This window comes from Fontisphaera persica (genome assembly GCF_024832785.1).
In the GTDB taxonomy this organism is placed as follows: domain Bacteria; phylum Verrucomicrobiota; class Verrucomicrobiia; order Limisphaerales; family Fontisphaeraceae; genus Fontisphaera; species Fontisphaera persica.
This window is the reverse complement of the sequence record NZ_CP116615.1, coordinates 997,913-1,022,445: the sequence shown is the minus strand read 5'-3', so window position 1 is coordinate 1,022,445 and position 24,533 is coordinate 997,913. Positions and strand designations below refer to the sequence as shown.

Here is a 24,533-nt window from a genome sequence, read left to right as displayed (position 1 = left end):
ACCATTACGCAAGTTATTCGTGTAAATTATTTTCATTATTATTGCGTTGGGCCAATCAACCGCAATTGAGCCTCGGCAATCGTGCTTAACGTGCCCACTACAAATATTCCACCGCCAAGCCTTGGCGCGCGGAAAGTGACGGAATCGCGATAGGCATAGCTGCCAATTTCAATGATATGCCGGCCGTCGGCACGGCCAAGGGTAATCCCATCGTAGCCGCCCGGCACACTATCCTCGAAACCATCAATGATGAACTCTAGCATGGCATTGGTAAGGTAGAAGGCGCCGCTGGCTCCCCGGCCCACGCCGATGGATTGATACGGATTCAACGGTTGCAATACCAACGTGCCGCGCTGCGCATCGCTGCCCCCCGTCATCCCGCCATACCAACTGCGCACCGGGGCCAGGAGGGAAAGCCGATCCGTGGTTAGCACAATGTCCCCGCCCCACGCCTCAATACCCGTGGCAGCAGGCGAGTCCGCAGCAATGACCAGAACCCCGGCCAGATTCATGAGGAACACATCACCACCGCGCGTCTCGATCCCGCTCCGATTCTCGCTCAGGCCTGGAATTTGAACATTGCCCACCGTCAGCCCATCCAGTTCGAGGAGGTAAACCCCCGCTGCATTGCTGTCGCTGCCGCGCGTGATGACTTCCAAGTGATCCACCTGGGTGATCAAAGGTGTGGCGAGGTTGCCCACGCCGCCCGCGTGTTCAATGCGCAGCGCGCCCGCCTGCAGCAGGATGGGACGGTTTTCGCCCTGCGCCGCGCCCTCCGGCTGGCTCATCACCAGCGGCTGCACGACGGAAAGGGAGATATAACCGGCGCGAATCGTGGCGCCCAACTGCAGCGTATCGGCGGTCAACAGCACGCCTTGCGCAAAAGTCAACTCGCCCGCCACCTGAATGGCGCCACCGCTGGCCTCAATTTCAATTTGGTTGAATCCGGCGCATCATTGCCCCACACAACTTTGGCGGCATAGACGGCCACTTGGTCCGCCACGGCAGCCACTTTCAGCGACTGCACGCCGGCCGCAGCGGGATTGGCCAGAATGCGTTCCAGGCGGTTGCCCTCATGGCGGATGAAGTGGCTCCCAGAGGTGGTGCCAATCCCCAATTCAACGGTAACGGTGTCGGTAATGTTGCCCAAATCAAGGGTATCCTCCCCTTCATTGAAGTACTCAATGATTTCATCCTGACCCCAGGCGTTGGAGAAACGGTAACTATCATCGCCCGGTCCACCCGCCATGAGATCGTTGCCGCTCGCGCTGATGAGCCCATCATGACCCTCCCCGCCGTACAGGGTGTTGGACGCTCCCCCGCCGCGCAAACGGTCATTGCCCGCGCCACCGTAGGCCAGCACCGGCACGTTCACCGAATCGTCCACGTCCAGAATGTCATCGCCATAACCGCCGTCGAAATACAGGCCGATAATGTCGGTGTAAGTTTCCGTGGCCATCAGCACCCCGTTCTGGAAGAAGGTGACGATGAACTGGTTCCCGGACTTGACCACCTGGAAGTGCTCGTTCCCATCCACGCCGCCGCCAATATCAAAGCGCCGCGAAGCATACGCCCCCGCGCTGAGCACCAGCGTGCCTGCCGGCAGGGTATTTCCCTGGCCATCCTGCGAGATAATCTCCGTGGGCGCTCCCAATACCTCACCCAGGCGCGTCTGCACCACCACCGGCGACACCCCATTAAGGCTCATAAACTGCAGGTTGTTGAGCGCCGCCAGCCATTGCAGATAATTGGCGTGGGTGAAGGTCACCCCATCAAAGCTGACCCCCCGGAGGGAAGGAGCAATCAGGTTGTCGGCCAGCACCGCGATGTCGAGCGGAACCTGGTTGTAGTCCAGCGTCAGATAGCGCAACTTCGTGAGTCCCACGGCTGCGCCCGTCGCCGAATCTGTGCCCGGGGTGAGCTCATTCAGATTAGCCAGCCGGTTGCCGTTCAAGTTCAGGATTTCCAAATTCACCAGGAAGCGCAGCCCATTGAGATCGGTGATATTGAGGAACGCCGCCTGCAACAGGGTGATGGAGTACAAACGCGACGCATGGAAGGTGCCGTGGGCCAGCAGGCTGCCGTCCCAGGCCACGGTAACCGGCATGCCCAGCGCTCGGGCAATCGCCGCCCGCAGATTGGCGTCTGCCACATATACCTCGAAGTCACCAGGCCGTGGCTGATTAATCGCGTAATCAGCAGTGATGGGCGCTTTGATGGACTCCCCGGACGCCAAATCACGCACTTCCCAGCCTTCAGCGATGAAGAAGTCCAGCCCGCTGCCGCCCATGAGAACATCCGCATCGGCCCCGCCAATTAACACATCGTCCCCCTCCCCGCCGCGCAGCGTATCGCGGTCCGAAGCCGGGCGCGCTTCCCCGGCAAACGGCGCCCAGGCTTCAATGGCATAGAAAAGGTTGCCGTTCAGTGTGTTGGTGCGCAGCAGTTGTTCATTGCCCGAAACAGCGCCGTTGAAGAACAGGATGCCATGGGCGCCTTGCATTTGCGAGATGGCGGTGGACGAAAAGACCACTTCCACCTCCTTGGTCATGCCCTCCACCCGCAGGAGCTGGTCCTGCGTGCCATCGAGCCGGAAATAGAGCGTATTCTCCACCACCTCCAGCGCCGCTATCACCGCCCCCGTCGGAGCAGTGTAAATCAATTCACCCACGTAACGCTCCGTGTTGTCATAAATACGCCAGAGCTGCTGGCCGCTGACCAGATACAACACACCATCCACCCGGGCGGCGCGCTCGGTGGTACGACTGCCAATCGTGACGTAGTTGGGGGCTTCGGCCGAGGCCATGAGGCTTAAGCCGGTGGCAAAACGCCGCAGAAAAGCGGTGGTCTGGGTGCCATCTGCATTTTCATAACTGACCCATAAATCAACGCCGTCGCCCGGATTCGCCGGCGTGCGATCAACCACCATATATACCCGGTCACTCACCGGCTGCATGCTGAGCACCGGTCCGGGCAGGTTGGCAAGGAACTGGAAGTATATCTCCCCCGTAAGACGGGTCTGCGTGCGCCACAGGGCCGGCGCTGCGGTTTGATTGTTGGAGACAAAATAGAGACTGTCGCGCACTGCGGTCAAATGGCCCACCTGGCCGGGCATTCCGCCGGCCGCCTGCACCGCCGAGGCCCCCACCAACCGCCACACCTCGAAGCCTCCCGGCACTTCCACCGTGAACAGGAAGTTGCTATGGGTCACCACCAGGGCCTGCGGTTGAGCGCCAATACCCAGAGCGATGCGTCCCACGTCCACCGTGGGCGGCGCCAGATGAACGGCGCCCGAAAGATCATTGGTGGTTTCCACCGTGGTATCAGCCGTGGCCGTAATCCCCACCGCCAGCAAAAGCCCACGCAACGTGTCAGCGGTCGTTACTCCCGTCTGGATGTCCACCACCACCACTCCAGACCGCTGGCCATTGGGAGCGATATGGAGATTGTTGTTGAGCAACGCCTGGCCATTCTTAACCTTGCCCGTGTCCACCACGCGCACCACCACCCCGCCAAACAAGCTGCCTGCCAGCCGGTCACCCAGGAGCACCAGATCATTATTCGCTCCCGGCAACGCCAGCCGCGCCGTGGCGCTGACTCCCAAGATGCCACCCGCCGAAACGAAGCTACTGGTGGGTGCCGCCACGGTGGTGATGTCCACCGTGCCCGCTAGTGTGTTGCCGGTTTCCAGCGCGGTATCCGCCCGGGCATTCCAGTCGTCCAACGCGTCCACCGCTGCCACAATGGCCGATGCCGAAGTCTGACCGCTGTTCAACGTGATGGTGAGCACTTGGCCGTCGTAATCCACCCGCACGGCGCTGGGAGCGAGGCTGCCATCATGCACCAACACCAGTTGTTTGCCGTCCCAAGCGGGGCCATCCTTGGCCGCACTGATGATAAAGTCATTGTTGGCACCGGCCGGCCGCACCACGAAGGAAGCATAAGCCGCGGCCACTCCGCCGATAAGACTCGTCTCCGTCAATCCAGTGGTCGGGAACGTGGCGTTCAGATTCGCCGTGGCCTGGAAGCCGGCCAGCGCGTTGATGGCATCCGCAATGGCCTGCGTGGTGGTGTTGGCCGGATCCAGACTGATCGTCAAGACGTTGTCGGCAAAGCTGACCAGCGGCGGGTTGCTGCCGGTCACCCGCCCGTCATTGACCAGACGGATTTGGAACGGCGGTTCAATCGCCAGCGCATTGGCCGGGCCGGGCAGGTTGGCGATCAGGATGGTCCCCGCCGCCGTGCCGTCGGTGCGCCAGAGTTGCCATTGCGTCCCGCTTTGCAGCGTGAAATAGACCAGATTGTGCGTCACCCCCAACAACCGCGCCTGGCTGCTGTTCGCCGGCAGCACGGCCACCAGTTGCCCCTGCTGCGCCGCCAGCGTATTGCCCGCATTCCAGGTCGCGCGCCACACTTCCACCCGGCCGGTGGCCGAGTTGTTCAAAGTGTAGTAGAAGAATCCACCCGCCATGGTGACCGCCTCCGCCGCACGGCTGCCCGGCATCAGTTCGGCCAGCGTTGGCGTGAAGACCGCGGTGCCATCGGAGTAGCGCAATGCGCCGTTGTTGACCGTGAAGTACAGGCGGGCGCCTGCGGCGGTGAGGTTTTGAATCTGCGTCAGGCCATCCGCCACCCGCACCAGGGCGGGCGTCGCATCGGTCGCCCACAATTCCGTGCCGCCCACCGTGAAGAACAGTCGTCCCCCCACCGCCGTCAATTGGGCCGGCGCCCCGCTCAGTGCCGGACCCGCAACCTGGGCCGCAATGCCGTTCACCACTCGCCATATTTCATGGCTGGCCCCATTCTGGCGGGCGAAGAAAAGGACCCCGTTGACATTGGTCAACTGGCTGATGGTGCCGCTGAGCGAAGCGCCGCCGGCCGTCAGCACCTCCAACGCAATCGTGCCGCTGGTGTACCAGAGCTTGCCCGCCGTGAGGAAATAAAGCGTGCCATTCACCTCGGTCAGTTGCGTGGGCGCCGGCACGCGGTTGCCGGAATTATCGGTCACCGAGGTGGCGCTCCCCCCATCCGTCTCGGCAAACGGATCATATACCCGCAAGTAATAGGTGCCGGAATCCAGGTTGCGCAGATCAATGATCGCTTGTCCCTGCGCCACGCGCCGACCCTCGGCGGTGTACACATCCGCCACGATGCCATTCTGGCGGGCGATGGTGGCCGTCAGCGTGCTGCCGCCGCCGTCATTTAATGCCGTATAAATCAGCAGCGGCTTGGCCGTCAGCGCCTCGATGCGTATCGCCAGCCGCGTCCATCCCAGGCGCAGGAATTCCCGCACCACGCTGGTCAAATCCACCTCGGTCTCGCCCGTGGGCATGCTAAAGGTGTAGGAAACACCGGCCGCGCCGTCCGCAGGCGTTACTCGCCCATCGCTTTCTCCGTGGAGCACCTTGACCACATACCCCGCCAGGCGCGCGCCCCCAAAGTCGGCCAGCAGGCGGGTGTTGCGCTGTTGGACGCTGGGCGCCGGATCGCTCCGGTAGATGTCGCCCTCCGGCCCGTTCACAAAGAACAAACGTTCCGCCACCGTGGCCAGATGGCGGGCGTTGCCGTAACCCACCAGCGCTTCCCGCCCTCCAGGATGCGCCACGTAAAGCTGCTGATTAACCGTGTAGAACAAACCATCCCGGCCTGGAGTGAGCAGGGCGTAGGCGGTGGCCTGCCGATCCAACTGGACAATCTGCAGGCTGGAAGGTGGCAGGTTGCTGTTGAAGTAGTAAAGCAGGTGCGGCAATGGCAGGCTGGCATTCTGCACGGTGAAGTACATCTGGCCACCCACATCCAGGATGCGCCCCAGCGTCGTCGAGCCACCGGAAAGTTGATCCGCGGAATTGACGTAATTCGTATTGCCCAAGGTGCCGTCCGTGGACCAGAGCAGGAATCCGGTCGCCAAATTGGTGGCGAAAAACACCCGGGCTCCCACCGTCATCAACGCATAAGGCGTCCCCACAGAAGGATTGGAGGCTTTCCCCTGCAACTGGCTCAGAGTGGCAATCAATGAAGCATTGGCGCCTTCGGCCTTCATAAGGTCGTTGCCCAGGCTGAACACCAGCCCCTCATTCAACGCCGCCAACAGCCCCGGATTCCGCACCACTTCCTGCGTGGTCAGCGGTGTGCTCAACGCCGAGACATCATAAACACTGCGCCCGCTTTCAGCTCCGGTGGCCGTCGCCGTGAAATACACCGTCCCTCCCGCCAGTGTGGCTTCCAACGGATTGGACGGCCCACTGGTATTAACCTGCAACCGCGTGAACGCCACCCCGTCCGCGCTGCGATACAGCTCCTGCCCGTTGACGCCGTCGTCCGCGGAGAGATACAACTGTCCGCCCAGAACCTGGAAACCGGAGATGTTCATCAAACGATTGGCGCCAGCATTCACCGTAACCGCGGTCGCCACGTCAGAAGTGTTCAGGGCATACAGGTGTTGTTGCGCGCCCACCCCTGCCGTGAAGAACAGGCGATTGTTAAACACCCCCAGCACCGTGATGACATAATCCGCCGGGTTGGCCGCACCTGCCGTCACCGCGTCAAATACCGGCGAAGATGACACCGCCGCGCCCGTGTGGTAATACAACTGCTCTCCCGCCGAGCTGCTCCAGGCCACAAAGTAATAACGCCCATTAAACTTCTCGCCCGAAACGTGCCGCGTGGCATCCAACACCGTCGTGACACCATCGGCCGCGTTGATGGCGCCCGTGCCGGCCGTGGGACTGGCCGCCGTGAACGCCGTCGTGTTGATGGCCGCGATGATGTCCTCCACGGTCGAGCTGTCATCCATCCGCAAATTAAGGGTGAGCACATAATTGCCCGCGCCGCCGCTGGTGTTCAGATTGGCATTGGCCACGCCGGAAGTGAGGCTCTTGGTAATGACCACATCGGTGTTGTTATACGCCGCCCCGGTGCTGTTGGCGGTGATGCGAATCGTTTCGCCGCCCACCGTGAATGTCCCCGTGGCCCGGGCCGACCCGCTGCCGCCCACGGTGACATCCACCTGCGTGCCCGCGACGGCCACCACCGGCGTACCCGCAATCCATACGGGATCCGGTGTGGCATCTCCCACCACGTCCACCCGCAGCGCATTTATCTTTCCCATGATGTCCGTCACCGGGGTCACGCCCGGCCGCATGAGCACGGTCAGCACCTTCGTGCTGTGATTGTATGTCACAAAAGCGTTGGTGGCATTGGGATCGGTCAAACGGTCAAACTTCACCACCACCCCGTTGAACACAGCCCCCGGATTGACCGCCACCAGGCGGATGTCATTAAATGTGCCCGGCGGCGTAATCAACACGCTGGCAAAGGCCGCATCCACCCCTCCGCCCGAGGTCACCGGCACGCCCCACGGGTGCACCACTCCGCTGCCATCGTTCACCCCGCCATCACTGGCGGTAAGCACCGCGTCAAAGGTCGCCAGTCCGTCTATGAAATTCTTAAGCTGTAATCCCGTGGTCACCCCGCTGCGAATGTTGATCCGCAATTCCGTGCTGACGCCGGGCGTGTACGTCCCGTTCAACGTGGGCACGCCGCCTGCCAGCGTGCCATCGTGAATCAATCGCAGCGTGACCAGCCGGTCACTGGTCTTCACGATCACATCGTTCTGGCCACCACCCAATATCAGCGTCTGCGCAGATACCCCCGAGTTCCCGGTGTTGGCATAAGCGGCCTCGGCATTGGCGCCCGAGGTGGATTCCACCACAAAATTGTTGCCGCCATGCGATACCGCCTGCACAGCATCGGTCACCGTGGTCGCCAGCGCACTGCTGCCGCGAATGTTGATTCGGAGGTAATCGGGTGTGCCACTGGTATCGTAAGTGGCGGCGGCGGCGCCGCTGCCCAACGTGCCATCGTCCAACACATAAACCACATCCCCATTGTAGGCCGTGCCGGTGTTGGGCGCGCGCACCACCAGGCTCCAGCCGCCCAACACGCTGTTCAGCGTCGCGCGCGCATACCCATCGGTGCCCCCGCTCAGGTTGGTGGCGTCCCCATCATCGCCGGAATTGATGGTGGTGCTGCCGCCGGAGATGGAGTAGCGGGCAACAAAGCTGGCCAAATTGTTGCTGCCGGTATGGTTGGCCCCCGTGTTCACCCACGTGGCAATGTCGGACGCTGTCACCCCGGCATTGCCTTTGACAAAAATGTCCAACAACCCTTGATTGCTGTTGTAGGTCGCATCATACACCGCCGAAATATTGTCGCTGTAGGAATTGCTCACGTTAAATCGCACCCGGAGCGTATCGGACACATTGGCACTCCGGGTCACCGTCACACCGTTCAAGGTCGCGGTGGCCTGGGCGGGCGTTGCGCCTCCGGCAAAAGTGGCCGTGGGCACGCTCAGAATATCGCCGTTCAACCCCGCCGCCAGTGTCGCCGTGAAGCGGTTGTTGGCGGTCAATTCACTAATCACCGTGCCCGCCGTGGTGGTCCCCGAGTTGATGTTGATGGACAGCATCCCCGCGCTGTAGGTCACGGTGGCGTTGTTCCCCGTGACCGTGCCATCGTCGAAGACGAAAATGCGCGTATGGTTCAAGGCCACCCCATTATTGGCCGAGGTGGCCATCAGGGAGAAGGTGACGGAACCGCCACCCTGTTTGCCCACCACCAAGGACGCTGTGGCCGGCGTGGCGCTGGCGTGGCTGTTACTCGTCACAGGCAGGAAGGTAATGGCGTCGCCGTCAGCCGCGCCGGTGACGGTCAGCGTAAAGTCAGTGTTGTTTTGCACCCAGGTCTTCAACGTGCCATAAGTCGTCACTCCATTGGCAATATTCATGATGATACTGCTCCCGGAGCCAAGTGAGCCAACGGTGTTGGTCGTCAACGTGCCGTTGTCCAGCAGGGTAAAGCCATAGCCATTGGCAGCCACCCCCACCGTCTTGGCCGTAAAGGTCAGCGTCACCGCCCCCGCCGGCAGCGTGCTCTGCACAGTCATCACCGCCGTGGCCTTGACCCCATCATTGCCGCCGCTGGTCGTGGCATCCGCCAGGTTGACCACGCCCGTCCCCGCGCTGCCGCCGCCATCGTTCACCACCACCGCATCCCAGACGGTGGAAGTTTCCGTATCCGCATTAATCCATCCCACAATCGTGTTGGCGGTGGTGACGCCAGGATTGATGTTGATCGTGATGACCCCGCCAGTGTACGTAACCTTGTCAGCCGCTGAGGCCCCCGGATTGTTGACCAGCACCACCCGCACCCCGGCCAGGCCGGTATCCGGGTTGTGCGCAGTCACGCGGAAGTCGTTGTTCAGTCCAGGCACCGCGACGGTCACACTCGGACGGCTGCCACCCACCATCTGCTGCACCCCATTGGCCGAAGTCCAGAGGTACCGAATCTTCTGCCCGCTCGTGCTGGCGGAGAACACCAGCATGGTGCCATCGGCCGTGGCCACGATGTCTTCCGGATTATCCCCATACGTGCCCGCCACCGCCGTATTCCCCGTGCTCAGACGGTAAAGTTTCTGGCTGCCCACCGTGCCGCCCGCAAAGAACAAATCCGTGCCCACGACCGTCAAGTAGCGCGGGTTGGCCAGACTGTCGAGGCTGCCGGAGGTCACCTTGGCAGGCGTGCCCGGCGAGCCGCCAGTATTAAGCCGCCACAGGCGCATGCCACTGCCATCATCCGCAGTGAAATACAAAGTGTTGGCCAAAACGGTCAGCTCCGCCGGGCTGGAGGAGTCGTTCCCAGCACGGATGTCCATCACCAGCCGGGCCACCGGCGCCCCGCCACTCTCATCCAGCCAATACAATTCGTAACCCTTGTTCCCCACGGCAGCCACCAGGGCGCGCCCGTCAAAAGCAATCATTTCGGTGAAGACATTGACCAGGCCGCCACCACTCTCCGATTCAAAATTGACCGAACTCACGCTGCCGCCGCCCGCGGGCACACGGAACAGCCCCAGCGAGGTTTCATCGGCGGCACGCGCCGCAAGGTACAGGCGGCCGCCCGCTTGCACGAACTGGTAATGGTCTGCTCCTGCCAGCGCCCCCACCACATTCGACGTCCCACCCTCCACCCGGAACAACAGCGTTTGTCCCGAACTCTCGCCCACGTAGTAGAGTCTATTTTCAAAACTCACCAATCCCTTGGGCGCTGTGGCCGTGGCCGTCCCCGGTTGCCGCACCAGATTGACGGATATGTCCTGCGCCAGGTAGAGCGCCGTGCCGGCATCGCCATAATCCGCAATGAAATACACATTCTGCCCGCCGGCCACGGTAATTTGCGAGGGATTCTTGATGGGATTGCCCGCCGAATCACGCACCTGCGTCAACGAACCATTGCGGGCCATCCAGAGGTAGTCATCGCCGCTGGAATGATCCTGCACAAAGTACAGCGACTCCCCGGCGCCCTTGAGACCGGTTGCCACGCCAGTGGCCAGCGTGCCTACCTGACGCGCATCCAGGCGGTCCGCCTGATAGAGGAGATTGCCGTTGAGCACAAAGTAAATCTGGTCTCCCGCCGGCGTCAGTTGCTGCGGCTGGCTGGTAAATACCCGAATCTGCCGCGTATTCGCCGGCGTGCCGTCCGAGTGATAAAGCTGCCATTGCGCGGGCGTGGCCGGGTCATTCACCACAAAGAACAATTGATAGCCCGCCGCGGCCACATCCACGATATGCCGCGGCACCGAACCACTGGCATCGGCGGCGCTGCGGAGGAATAGTTTGACGCTCTCGATTTTCTCCGGCGTGTTGAGATAAGGCAGGAAACGAGACAAGTCGAATTCCATCACGCCCACGCGCAAATTGGCATCGTTCCGGTAGGCACTATCCGGCACGTCCACTTTTTCGCCGCCCGTGTCCGGCCCTCCATACATGAGGCGCAACGCCGCCCCACCAAAGCGCTGGAAGTATTCCACCTGGATGCGATAGGAGCGGCCCCCCGCCAGGTTGAGAGTGGGCGACGCCATCTCCTGGTAACCGTGCAAACCATCATTGCTCAACACTTCATTCGCATCGTTGAAATCACCGTCATTGTTCAAATCAATCAGCAGCCGCGAGCCATCATCCGATCCCAGCCAGAATTGATACGTTCCACCCGCTCCAATCCGGATGAAGCCCTGGAACCGCAGGGCAAACAGGGTCGAGCGCAACGCCTGGCTCAAATCGAGATTCGCCGCAAAACCGCTGGTGCGCCGCGCGCCCGCAGCGGTGAAAACATCCGCCAGATTCTCCGGATAATTCGTAATCGAGTACGTGTAGGGCACCGGCGTCCAGATGAACGACCACCCGCTTTGGATCGGCACCCAGTAGTATCCAACGGCCAGTTGTTCCACCCCGGCATACTCAAAATAATCGTAGCTCAACCCAAACGCGGAGCGGACTTCCAGCGTGTTTCCGCCCGGCAGCAGGTGGAAGTCCACATCCGCCAGATTGCCACTGGCAATGGCATAGACCTGTTCGCTCACCCGCTCCAGGGCCGCTGGCGTGAGCCGCAAGTACTGCCCCGACTGACCATCGCCCAGCAGCGTAAACCGATACCACCGCTCGTGTTCACCCGCCATGAGCACGTAACGGTTGTCGTCCGGCAACCCGTCGCCATCCCGATCGCTATCGCGGAAGATGGTGGGGCGTCCGGTGCCAATGTTCACCAGATAATCCCCGCTCCCGCTGATGGTGCGGTTGGTGAGAATGGCGTAGTATTCCGGCATCTGGAACAGAAGATTGTTGCCGTACAACACGTAGATGCGCCCAGCATCCACCCTCGCCACCCCGCTGGCAAAGCCATCCGCAAACGGAGCGCCAATCATCAAATCCGCAATGCGGTCTCCGTTGAGGTCAAGCCCCGCCTGCCCCGGCAAGGTGCCCAGCCGGTCATACTCCCCGCTGCCCTCCACCACCAAGTCCCCATAGCCACTGCGCGCCGCCCCTTCCGGAGGCAAATCCAGCACCAGGTCACTGGCCTTGTCCATGACACCATGGAATAGGATGACCCGGCCCCGCTCCTGCCGGTTTAGCACCAACTGCCCGCCCGGATTCAAATTGTCCGAATAATCCGTGGTTTGAATGACGCGCGTCTGCGTCACCACCAAATCCATCTTGCCATCGTTGTTGTAATCCCCGGCGGTGGCGGCCAGCGTGCCAATCAGGGACGTCGCCCCAAACTGATCCCGCGGCAACTGCCGCAGGCGTATGGCCGCCGCCTGATCCGCCAGCAGCCGTTGCGGCGGGCCCTGCCGCTGATAGTCCGCGCGCCCCAGGATAATCAGCAGGCCGGGCAGCAGCGCATCCTCCCGCAGGCGGGCCAGTGCAAAGTCGTCGTAGCCATCCCGGTTGAGATCCCCCAGCGCAAACATTCCGCCGCCCAGGGAAACGCCGCTGAACACCGCGGCCGCATCCTGTTCCAGCCGCAACATTGTGGGCGCCGTCACAGGACGACCCGGCAGCACATAAACCCGGCCAGTGGAAGGCAACGCCCCCTCGGCCACCGTGGGCAGCGCAAATCGCGGCATGCTGAATCCCAAATCCTCCAAACCATCGCCATTGACATCACCAATCACCGCCGTGTCCACGGTGCTGGGAGCAAAGGTCAGTTCCAAACTCCATTCCACCAGGTTACCTGCCAGATTCGTCCCGTCATCATCCCACAACAGCAATTGCCATTCCCCATTCGCTCGCGTGGCCCCATTCAAAACGCTCAGGCTAGCCCCAGACGGGAGTTGAACCCGCGCCCCGGCGGCCAGCGGTCCGGGCACAAAGGCCGCCCCCTCATCATCAAACAAGACCTGCGTCAGATTGGCGCCGGTGATCTGCTGATCAAACAATGTCACCACCAGGCCATCAGGCGACATCAAGGCCGCCCGCAAGTGCTGCATTTCGGCGTACTGCAACGTGACCCGCACATTGACATCCGTCAGGATGCGATCTGTGCTGATGTTATTTTGTGCTGCTTGCGGCGCATTGCCGATGGCCAGCGTCGAAACGGTGGGATTGGACGATATGGCCAGCGACCACGTGGACACCGTGCCAATGTAATCGCCCTTCGTATCCACAATCAACAAAGTCCATGTGGCGTTGGGTGAGAGACCGTTCAGCGCATCCAAATTCAGCGTGCCGCTAATTATCTCGGGCCGGACTCCGCCAGTGTAAACGCCGGTGCCCGTCCCCAAAGGCGTGGCCACATCCTGATCAAACACCAGTTGGTCAAGCCCTGTGCCGTGGCGCAACGGATTCGCCGCCATCAACCCAATGAGGCGCTGCGTTACCCCATTGTCATACAACAGCCGCAACTGCACGTCGCCCACGTGTTGATGCGTCAAACTTACCCGCACATCCACGTCACTAATCTGGGCAATCGCCGGCCCTGTCGTGACAATTTGCGAGCTGACCGCGTCGGTGGTGCGCAAATCCAGCCGCCACCCGTTCACCGTGCCCGTGATGGTGCTCCGGCTCTCCGCCCGCAACGTCCACGTGCCCTTCCACTGGCCGCCCACGGCGGCAATTATGGTATCCCACGTGGCCGCGCTGACCGGTTGATACTGGCCGGTGAAATTGCCCGTGCCCAAACCAATCGCCACACTGGCGGTTTGGTCAAAGACGGTCTCCGAGAGCAGTCCGGGGCCCGCCCGCAACGTGCCATAATCGAACAGCAGGAAGGATTGCCCATTCGGGGAGACCAGCGACAACCGCAAATCAGCCAGATTCGGATGGGACAAACTCACCCGCAAATCCAAATCCGTGAGCGTGCCAGTCAAGGCACTGCTCACGGCCTGCATGGCGTTCAACGCGCCCACCCCGGCCACCGTGCGCAGGGTCACCCCCACACTGGCAATTTGGCCCACATCACCGCTGGCCAAATCCCGGACGCGCACCGTCCAGGTGCCGTTGGGATTCATCCCGCGCAGCACGTTGAGGTTCCCCTCCGGGGCATAGCTGGCATTGGCGTACGGCGCGCCCGCCTGGCCGATGCTCGTGGCCGCAGCACTGTCAAAGGTCACATTGATGATATTGTCAGACGAGCCCCCGCGCCGATTGAACAACAGCACCGTCCGCGTATCCGGCGCAATGAGGGTAATCTCCAAATCACCCACCCAGGTGTGATACAAGGTTAGATTGACGCTCACGCTATAGAGCGCCCCCGTGACCCCACTGAATATCACACTGGAATTCGCCACCCCCGGCTGCCCCGTGAACCAGTCATAATCAGGAATGGCCATCGTGCCGAAGTTGGCCTGGGCAATGGGCGCGCTCAAGGTGGCCGCGGGAATGGTACTAATGACCGTGCTCGTCACGGACTGGGTCTGGGCAAACTGCACCGGCTGCGTGGCAACAGCATCCGCCGCCACATTAGGCACCGGCATATGAATCACCCCCGTCCCAAACACCGCCGAGAACAGTTGCAAATCCACCTGTTTCGCTGCATGGGCGGAATTCACGGCCACGCCCCTGGGCAGCAACCGCCCCGCAAACAGGTAACCATAGACATTCCGAAGGTTGGGCCTCAAATTGTTGTCCACCGGCTGCTGCGCCACCACCGCCACATCGGATGCCGGAAGGTTGTTGGCCGGATTGCGCAAGCCAAAGGAATGCAGCAAATACACCTGTGCCGTCGCCCCATGGATTTCCTGGGCGCTCAGGGTGATTTGCCAGCTCCAATTGGCATCGAGCACCGCCAACGAGTTGATTTCGCGCGGCAAAACATGCTGCGGGCCGCCCGAGAAAAGGGTGATGCTCGTTTCACCCGTGGCGTTGTCGTACCGGATAAACGCCAGCTCCGCAATCCCATCGCCGTTAATATCCCCCGCCTGTGCCGCTGGACGCCCCAGCACGGTGAGATTCAATATGTAGTCAGCCTTGGTGGTGACCTCCTCCAGCCCCAAGGTCTGGAGCGGACCCAGGAATATATAAGCGCGCGTCGCCCCATACACCATGAAGTCATTGCGTCCATCGCCGTTAAAGTCGCCAATGTTCTGCGCATTCGCCAGCCGCTGGCTGCCGTCGCTCCCTTCAATTACAAAGGCCTGGTCAATGTTGGGCGCCGGATTCACCCCATTCGAGCCGGTAATATCTATCCCTTGATAATTGCCCGACCCGGGCGTGGACAGGTTCGGCGTGGCCATCTCGAAACGGTACAGGCGCGGCAGCGCCGGCGGCAGATTGCTGCCCGGATTGAAATAATCCGAAAAGGCCGCGCCCATAAAGACGCGCAGCTCCGAACCGAGCGCCTCGGCCATCACCACGTCCGCCAGCCCGTCCTGGGTGGGTTTTAACACGTTCACCAAGGTGGCCGGACCGGTGACCAACGCCGCGCCAGAACCGCCCACCGCATCGTAATCCGCCAGCGCATTCAAGGCCGCCACCACCTCGGCCGTGCTCGTGGTGCCATTGCTGCGCACGCGCACCGTAATCACGTACTTGCCCCGCCCCGCCGAGGTGTCCAGGGTGGCGACGGCCGGGCCGCTGGCCAGATCAGGCACAATGACCACATCCGTCCCGTCGAAGTTATAAGCTGTGTCGTACGTAAAGGTGGTCACATTCAGCGTGATCGTGTCTCCGGCCAGTACAAACGACCCATGCGCCGGCAAGGTGCGTGCCGGACGATTCACATCGCCAACCATCGCAAAAAATCCACTCGGCGCCACCGCCCCCACTTCGTCCACATACATCGGCCGCCCCGGCTCAAAGACCACGGCGGGCTGGCGGATGACCGGGTTGGACGTGCCCAGTCCACTGAAGATATTCGCATCCCCCAAGTAGAGCGCCCCTACCGCGTGCACCAGGTATAGTCCGCTTTCCTCCAGCCGCGGGCTGCGCTCCAGTTGGACCGCCGCAATGTCCCAGGAAGCATCGTCATTGAACCGTCCCGCGCCAACGATGATCTGCCCCGCCGGCACCCGCAACGCATCGGTGCCGGAAACCAGCACCCCTGCGGCCGCCTTGCCGCGGAATATCAACGAACCAGCCTGTGCAGTCAGCGCGAAATCCGCATAACCATCCGCATTGACATTGCCCAAAGCCACAAGCCGGTATCCAGCAAGGCTGGCAGACGCTTCGTAGCGTGTATCCGACGGCGTGTTCAGGCCGGCCAGCGTGGTGACCCCCGCCGGCACCGCAGTGATTACATGCACCTTGTTCGTCGCGGTGTCGAGAATGGCAAAATCTTCTTTGCCATCCCCGTTGAAATCACCAATGCCCGCAAAATGCCCCACCGTCCCAGCCACATAACGAATGGGTAGCGAGGCAATCGCCCCCGACACCAGCCCGTTGCCCGAGGCGACATACACCACATTGTTCAACTGCACGAGCAAATCACCCCGCTGATCCCCTGTGACATCTCCCGCCATCTCGGCGCGCGCCACCCCCGAAGGCGCCGTCAGGATTACATCCGCTGCTGTGGTCAGGTTGATAATGCTCGTGCCCCACCCATCTGGCGGCAGCGTGGCCGGATTGTCTGGACGGCCCCAGAGCACATAAACCCCTGTGCGCCCATCCGCAGCGCCATTGCTCCGGCTCACACTCACCACCACCTCGTGGATGCCGTCCCCGTTAAGATCGCCCGGCACGCTGAAATAGCTGCGCAAGGTGGCATCCGTGACCGATTCCCGCAGCACTGGCGCCGGCAGGTTGATCTGCACCGACGCCAGCGCCAGGTAGAACAACGACTGGTCATCCGCCCGGCCGTTGTTGTTCAAGTCCACAAAGGACCCATCCGGATTGCGCGGCTCCGGATAATGACCACCCAGGTAAATGCGTATCGTCGTCAGCCCGCCGAATATGTCGTCCTTCACTCCGGCCACAAAATCAGCAAAACCGTCCCCATTGATGTCACCCAGCGGAATGACCACAGGCCGGAAGGCCGCATCCACCGAATTAATCAGCAGCCCGGCCTGATTGGCGCTCGTGTCAATCGTATGCCCAGCCGCCGCTCCATTATTGGGATCAGTGTTGAACGTAATCTTGTAGCGTCCCATGGCCGCCGCCTGCCCGGCGCTGGTTTGGTGCGCTCCAAACCCAAAGGCCGCGGCCCCGGTCAAAGTATCCAAATCTATGGCGATGTTCGCCGGCAGCTTGGATTGCAGAATGAGGTACCCACCTTCATTGTACGCATACACCCGATTGGCCAGATTCACTGCCGCCCCGCCGCCCACCGGCGCAGCCAGGGTGAAGGCATGGTTCAGGTCCGCCACCATGGCATCCAGATGGTTGTTATCCTGCGTGGCCGTGTGGTCCACCGTGATGACATAACGCTCCGCCCCCAACGTCAGCGTGAACCGCGCCAGTTGCGCCAGCCGTCCGTTGTCCGGCCCGGGCAACACCGCCTTTACCTGGTACGCGCGCAGATTGACGACGTGCAAAATGTAGTATTCAGGCACGCCCGTGAATTTCTCCACCGGCAAAATGGATAGCGCCGCCCCCGGATCAGTGTCCGCGGCAGCGTACAGGAACAGCCCCAGTTGATGTTGCTGCAAGGCATGCTGGAAGAAGCTCTGTTGCACCGGATCATCAAACATCACCGCGATCATGGCGGCAGTAAGCCCGGCGGCGGTGGAAGCATTGAATTGCTTGAGCGCCGCCGGCGTGCGGATGATGTAATAATCCCCCATGTCCCCTTCGTGCAGCGTCAGGCCCTTAATCTCGGCCTGAGCCATGATATCCGGCAGGAAGGCCGCATAATTTACATCATCGTTCTGCCCATCCACGGCGTTGCGCGTCACATATTCAAAGTCATCCGGCTCGGAAGTCGTATTGCCGGCCAGCAAATCCCGCCCCGGCCCGCCGTCAATCAAGTCATTGCCCAGACCGCCCGCGATGAAGTCATTGCCGTCCCCGCCAAAGATGCGGTCATTGTACGGCCCGCCAAACAGCCGGTCATTGCCCGTGCCACCGTAAATTTCCAGTTGGGACAAGATGCCCTGCTGCTCGTAATCCCCCGTCTTGATTCCCCATTCGGAGGCCAGATTCGGGAAGGTAAAGCCCGGATCCGCGCGGAATACATCATTGCCCGCGCGCAAATCAATGACCGTGCGCTCCACCCCATTGGCCTGATAGAAGAAATAAAGCTGCGTATATACCGTCTTGGCCACCGCCACCTGTCCCGGCACCAGCCCCAAAGCGCGTCCCGCCTCCGCCCGCACCCCGCTGACCGGCACAGCCAGCCGCAGGTCTTTGGCCATGAACGTTGTCAGGAAAGCCAGCCGCCCCTGAATGCTGGTGGCCGTAAGCCGGTCAGTAATGTCTTCCGTGGCGCCGGTGGCCATGTTGACCGCGGTCCGCATGGCCACAGCGATATCCGCCGCCAAATCCGCGGCCGAATTATTGATCGGTGCGCTCTGGCCCGGCGCGGCGGCGGTCTCGAAGCCGAAGAATTCCAGATCCGCCAGCGTCCGATTCACCGCCACCCCCACCGTAAGCACCTCCGCATCCACGATCCCCTGCACCCGCAAGCCCAGCCGGCCGCCGCTGGCAAACGCCACCACGCTGCCCGCCACCGGGCTGGCCTGCAGCGCGTCATTCACCCGCGCCACCAGATCATTCAAGGTCGCCACCGGGCCATTGACCGTAATGGTGGTGTCATAAGCCGCCCCCAGGGTAAGGCGAAAACCTCGGCTTTGCCCCATGCCCAGCACCCCCGCAAACGGTTGCGCCGCCACCAGCACACCGTGGGTCAGCCGATGATTCACGGTGATGGCGTATTCCACCCCGTCGAGCAGCAGGCCAAAGGCAAGATCAGCCGCCAGACGACCATCCACCGGCGGGCTGTTGGTCGCCACCAACGTTGCCCCGGGCACGGTCTCCGTGACAAACCGCTGGTTGGCTGAATCCCACAGCAGCGAAGTAAATTCGTACCGGTGCAAAATGCGATTATACCGGATGGACGCAAAGTCCGGTATGGGCCGGCTCACGTTGTCATAATCACCGCCCAGGAACAACACCCGGTCATTGCCCTCACCGCCAAAGAGCTGGTCCACCGTGGTCGGAATGAAAGTCTGGTCAGAGTTATTCAACAACGGCAGCAAATCAGGCAGAATCTGGAAGGTGTCATCGCCCGGCCCGCCAAACAACAAGTCACTGGCCTGCCGATCCAAACCACCGCTCAGCACGTCATTCCCCGGCCCGCCAAATATCCAGTCCTCTCCCATGCCTCCCTTCAGCACATCGTGTCCCGCGCCTCCCAGGATCACATCACGCCGCACGACGTTATTGGAAGTGGCCAGGCTCACCGTCGAAGCCGCGCCGCCAGCCTCAATCTGGAAGTTAAGGCTGTATATCGTGGGCACCAAATTGGGCGAATTCACCTTCAGCAGGTAGGGCACCCCCGGCTGCAGGCCGGCGAACGATATGAAGCCATTTTGCCGGCCCGACAAGTTGAGGATGGAATTGCCCTTGGCGCCCAGACTCGGATACAGCTCATAAGCAGCCGTCCGGTTGGTTTCAAACAAGGAGGCCACAAACGGCACAGCCGGACCGGCGTTATTAATGAGCTGGATGATCTCGTTGGTCGTGGTCACCCCTTCCACCATGGTAATCGTGAGCAGAAGGTTCACCGGATCGAACGCCACCGCCGGCGTGGCGCCATGCCGGAACACCACCACCGTGCCGTTGTACGCGTTGCCGAACGTCGCGGCTTCAATCGTCAACGCATTGTTGGCGCCCATGGGATTCAGGATGACCTTCGCTTTATTAAAGGCGTCGCCATGCTGCAGCTTGATGGCATTGGGCAAATCACCATATCGCACCGTACCCGCGCCGTTGTTGTTGGCGCCAAACAACGCCGCCCGGAAGGGCATGGCCCCCGGATTGGCCAGATGGGCGTTTTCAATCGCGGCCACAATCTGCGCCGCCGTTGAAACGCCATCCGCAATCGTCAGCGTGAGGGAACGGTCACTGTTGTCATACACCGCCGTCTCCGCGCCAGCCGCGGCTCCGCCGCGAATGACCACCAGCACGTTGTTCCAGGCTGAACCGTTGCCGTCCGCGCGGATGCGGAAGCCATTATTGGCCCCCGCCGGATCCACCACCACCGCCGCAGGATTGTTGAAATCTCCCCCCGTCAGCCGCAGCACATCCGGCAAACCAGCGCGCGTGATGGTGCCCAACCCCGTGTTGGCGCCGGAAGTTACTCGCACATAATACGTGCCACGCGCCAGCCCATTGAGCGACAGCGTGACATTGTTCTTGAGCTGCGTGTCGCCCGAACGCAACACCGTCCCCGTGCCGTCCAGCAGCTCCAGCCGCAGCCATTCATCGGCCTCCACCTGCAACAGGCTGAACCGATCGGCCGCCGTGCCGTCCTGCGCCAGCGTGAAGCGGTAATAATCCACATCCAGCGCGGTATCCCGGTGGATGGTCAGATTGGTGATGCGGCTGAAGTCCTCGATATTCGTCAGCAGATAAGCCGACTGGAGCGAATTATTGCCCCCCTCCAAATCCGGCCCGTCCGGGTTGATGGTCACCGGCACATACACCCCAAACTGGTTGAGCTGATTCAGGTCATAGATGCTCAGCCCCAACCCATCCAGCACCGAGGCGCTCGCCAGCCGGATGCCGGCCCCCGGTTGCGGAATGGCCCCCAGCATGAAGACGAAGTAGTCCACATCATCCGCGCTGTCCATCGTCAGGCCGGTGAAGGAGACGTTGCGCGAAAGCACATACACGGCCGAGGCCTCCTGCCCATCCGCAAAGTGAAGCTGGTCAAGCATGGCGCTGTTGGCTGGCGCGTTCAGCGCCAGCGAGGCATTCGCCACCGCCGTGGTGGTGTAAAGCCGCACCCGATTATCCACCCGTCCTGCCCGCAATGCACTCCCCAAACCCGACCGCTCGATGGCCTCGTTAAGATCCGCCACCAGGTCATCCAGCGAAGCATTGGCCGTATTATCCACCCCGTTGGTGGCCGAGGCCGGCAAAAAGACCGTCACCGGCTGGCCGCCGTTGATGCGCACACTGAAGCGCAAATCGGACGCAAGCACCCCATTCACCGGCGCCGCCGCCCCACCCGTGAGCACCGCCTGCCCCGCAATGTCCTCCGGTTTGAAGCGCAACGCCGCCAGGGCATCCACCACACTGGCATCAGTGCTATTGATTTGTATCGAAACCACCGGGCTGTTGGGCGCCGGCACAAAAGCGATGCGCTGGCCCAGCGCCACCACAGAAATCAGGGCATCCAGATTGGCGGCTTTAAGCGCCGCATTCAAGTCCGCCACCAAATGGGCCGCAGTGGTGTTGTCACTCAAACCATTCACGCCGCTGGCTGGCAAGGCAAGGGTGTAGGCATCGCGCGCGCCGTTGAGCGACAGGTTGAACCGCGCCACACCGGTGGCAACTCCCAACGTCCAATCCACGATGTCACCCCGCGAAACCAGCGCCGCCCATCCCAGGCCATAGGCAAAGTCGGGAATGTCATTACGATGCGGCCGCTCCGCCTTGTCCGCCAATATGGCGTTGCCGGAAAGGAATTCCACCACGTCATCCCCCGGCCCGGCATCCACCCAGACCGTCTTTTGCACCGTCGGCCCCACGGTAATGCGGTCATTGCCCTCCAGCGCGTCAATGATGATGGCAATGAAATCACCCTCCGGCGGCAGGAGGTTGCTGGCCATCTCCTGCTGGCGATACTGGAGCCGCGCCTGTCCCAGCGGGCTGCTGGGCGCGCCCGTCTGAGCCTGCTCCCGCAGCGCGGTGTAATCCACATACGCATCCACCGGATTCCAGATGGGATTGCCATGGGCATCCGTCGCATTGAAGTTGAGCTTCACCTGGGCGGAGAAAGTGAAATTGCCGTTATTGTTGGTGAGCCGCGTGATGAGGTGCAGGTCTTGTAAAAGCCCCGGCTCAGTGACGAAGTTCACCTCAATCACATCATCCGCATTGGTGGCCCGATAGTACCAGACCTTGGTGGACTCGCGGGCATACTGCTTCCAATCATCGCCAGACAGCCCGCCGTCGAGGGATTCAAAGGTGGTCCCATCGGCGCGGAAGAGCGTGTCGTTGCCGCCATTACCATACAGGAAGTCCAGACCCGTGCCGCCGAACAGCAGGTCATTGCGCGGACTGCCCAGCATCCGGTTCAGTCCGGTATCCACCACCGCGTATCGCCCGTCCCCATCGTTATTGTAGTACTGGCCAGTTGCTGGATCCACAAAGACCCCAAACTGGGAAAGCAACTTGAGCGAGGTGAATTGCGAACGCAGCAAAATGCGGCCGCCGCTGTTCTCCGCCACCACCTGCCCGGCCAGGGGCGAAGCCGCCAGCTTCGCGTTGATCTGGGCAATCAATTGATCCAGCGTCGTGTTGCCGGCCGTTTCCGCCTTCGTAAGGCTGATGGTGGCAAACGTGTTATTGTGCAACAAGGTCAACGACGCCCCCGCTGGACTGCTGATGCGGCCATCCACCGGCGCCGCTCCGCTGCCCAGCAGCACGCCCATCACCGAGGTCTGCCCTTGGGCCAGGCGCCATTCCGTCGCCGCCGCATTACCCGCCGGAATGTTTGTAATACTTAATGTTGTGCCCAGCGTCTCAAGGGCAATCCGGTTGGTCACCTGCCCATTCCCATCCTGCGCCCGCTTGGCCACCACCCACGCGCTCAGACCCGCCTGCGCCAGGGCCTGGTTGATATCGGCCACCAAATCATCCACGGATTCATTGGGCACGCTGGCAATGTTGTCACTGCCGTCCGTGGCGCTGGCTCGCACCACAACATCCACCGGCCGATTGGGCCCAATCACCAGGCTGAAATGGGCATCGGCCGTAAGAATGCCATCAGCGGGCGCATCGGCCGTGGCCACAATGCGCGCAATCCGGTTGGTATCCGTCACCACGCCGCGAAGCTGGTCCGTAAAACGCAGTTCCGTTATGGCCGGATCATTAATACCCCCAATATTGGGATCCAACGGCCAGGCATAGAGACGATTGGTGCCCTGCCCCCCGATGAGATCGTCATTGCCTTCGCCGCCAAACAGCCAGTCATCATCACTCGGCAGCCCCTGGCCGGGTCCGCCATCACCAAACAGGCGGTCATCCCCACCAAATCCATATAGCGTATCGCTGCCAAAACCACCGTCCATGCGATCGCGGCCGTTGCTGCCCAGCAAGGTATCATTGCCCGGCCCGCCGTCCATGACGCCCACCCAATCAAAGCTGCGCGCATTCAACGCGCTCATATCCACCGCCGCCGCCCCGGGCAGGAAGCCCAGCGTGTCATTGCCGCCCAGGCCGGAGATGCGGAACTGCTCCACCATCGGCACCCCCTGGGCATTGCGCCACGTCCCCATCGCGGTGTGCTGCGTGCCCCCCCGCGTCAAAATGCCCCGTTGCGGCCACTGGTCGAATTGTATCTCCGTCACCCCACCCACAATCATATCCACCACCAGTTGCTCAACCCCTTGTTGCATGCCAGTGGCACGCCCCAAACCAAGGTAATTGCGGGTATTCACGTCCACATTCGAGATGGTGAGCACCGCCTGCCGTCCAAATCCGCGAGTCACCATCGCAATCTGGTTGCCCCGCCGGACAGCCTCCACATAACCGTGCCGTCGGCCCGTGCCATCCTGATACGCAAAGAATGGATTGCCCGGCTGCGTAAACGCCTGATTAAGCCGGTCAATGGCATTATCAATCCCCAGACTGATATTCACCGTAAAGTCGGCCGTGCGAGTCTGGCCCGCCAAGGTCAGCGTCAGTGTGAAGGTGGAGACAAAACTGACCAGACCGTTGTTGGGCACGTTGAGATCGCCAATGATGGCCACCTCCTCGGAAATCAGGATGGTGTCCCGGTCATCCGTGCCTTCAATGAGCAAAATATCTGTCGCGTTGTCGTCCAGCGCGTCACCGCGCACGTAATTGCCGTAATGTCCGTTAAAGTCATCCCCGAAAAAGCGGTATTCCGGATTGCTGTCGAGCAGGATCATGTCAATCCCCTCGCCGCCGTAGAGTTTATCCACGCCGTCCTGCCCCTCCAGCCAGTCACTGTCCGGACCGCCCCATAGCTCATCACTGCCGCCGCCGCCCAAAAGCTGGTCTTCCCCGGCCCCGCCAAAAATCTTGTCATCACCGCCCAGAGTCGCCGCCCACGGATTGACCGCATAGGTGCGCGTGTAGAACCAGTCGCCGTGGATGAATTCCGCGCCGCCATCCCCATAGATGACCTCCTTGCGGATGCTGCCGTAGAGCCAATCGTTATCCGGACCCCCATGCATTTCGCTGCCCACGATTTGCGTCTCCGCCAGCAGTTGCGTTTGCGTGGACGTGCCTGTGGTGTGGGCATAACCGTACAAATAATCCACCCCCGCCCCGCCCCACATCCGCTCACCCGCCAGCGAACCAGGCCCGCCTTCCCCAAAGAGCCGGTCACTGCCCGGACCGCCATAAATTTGATCCCTGCCCGCCACCCCCACGAAACTGCCATCCATATCGAAATCCCCGTGCAGGATGTCGTCATTATCGCCACCCAGGATCACGTCATCAGCCGGGCCGCCGGTGAGATAATCATTGCCTGCCCCGCCATCGAGATAATCATCGCCCTCGTCTCCATCCAGAAAATCAATCTGGCCCCCGCCAAACATCCAATCCGTGTCCGCGCCCCCAAAGAGC

Annotated in this window: 2 protein-coding genes (1 of these 2 cut by a window edge); both read right to left on the bottom strand. The window is 61.5% G+C overall.

What is annotated here, in order from left to right; translation table 11 throughout:
- Nucleotides 1-38 precede the first annotated feature (38 nt).
- The gene (locus tag NXS98_RS03570; protein ID WP_283847098.1) at nucleotides 39-902 is read right to left on the bottom strand and encodes a hypothetical protein; all 864 of its coding nucleotides are present in this window, start codon (nucleotides 900-902) and stop codon (nucleotides 39-41) included.
- Nucleotides 887-24,533: the end of a proprotein convertase P-domain-containing protein gene (locus tag NXS98_RS03565; protein WP_283847097.1), read on the bottom strand. 38,477 nt of this gene lie beyond the right edge of the window; the window shows 23,647 of its 62,124 coding nt (coding positions 38,478-62,124); the start codon falls outside the window, past its right edge — the gene reads right to left on this strand; it ends in the stop codon at nucleotides 887-889. The genes NXS98_RS03570 and NXS98_RS03565 overlap by 16 nt, the downstream gene beginning before the upstream one ends.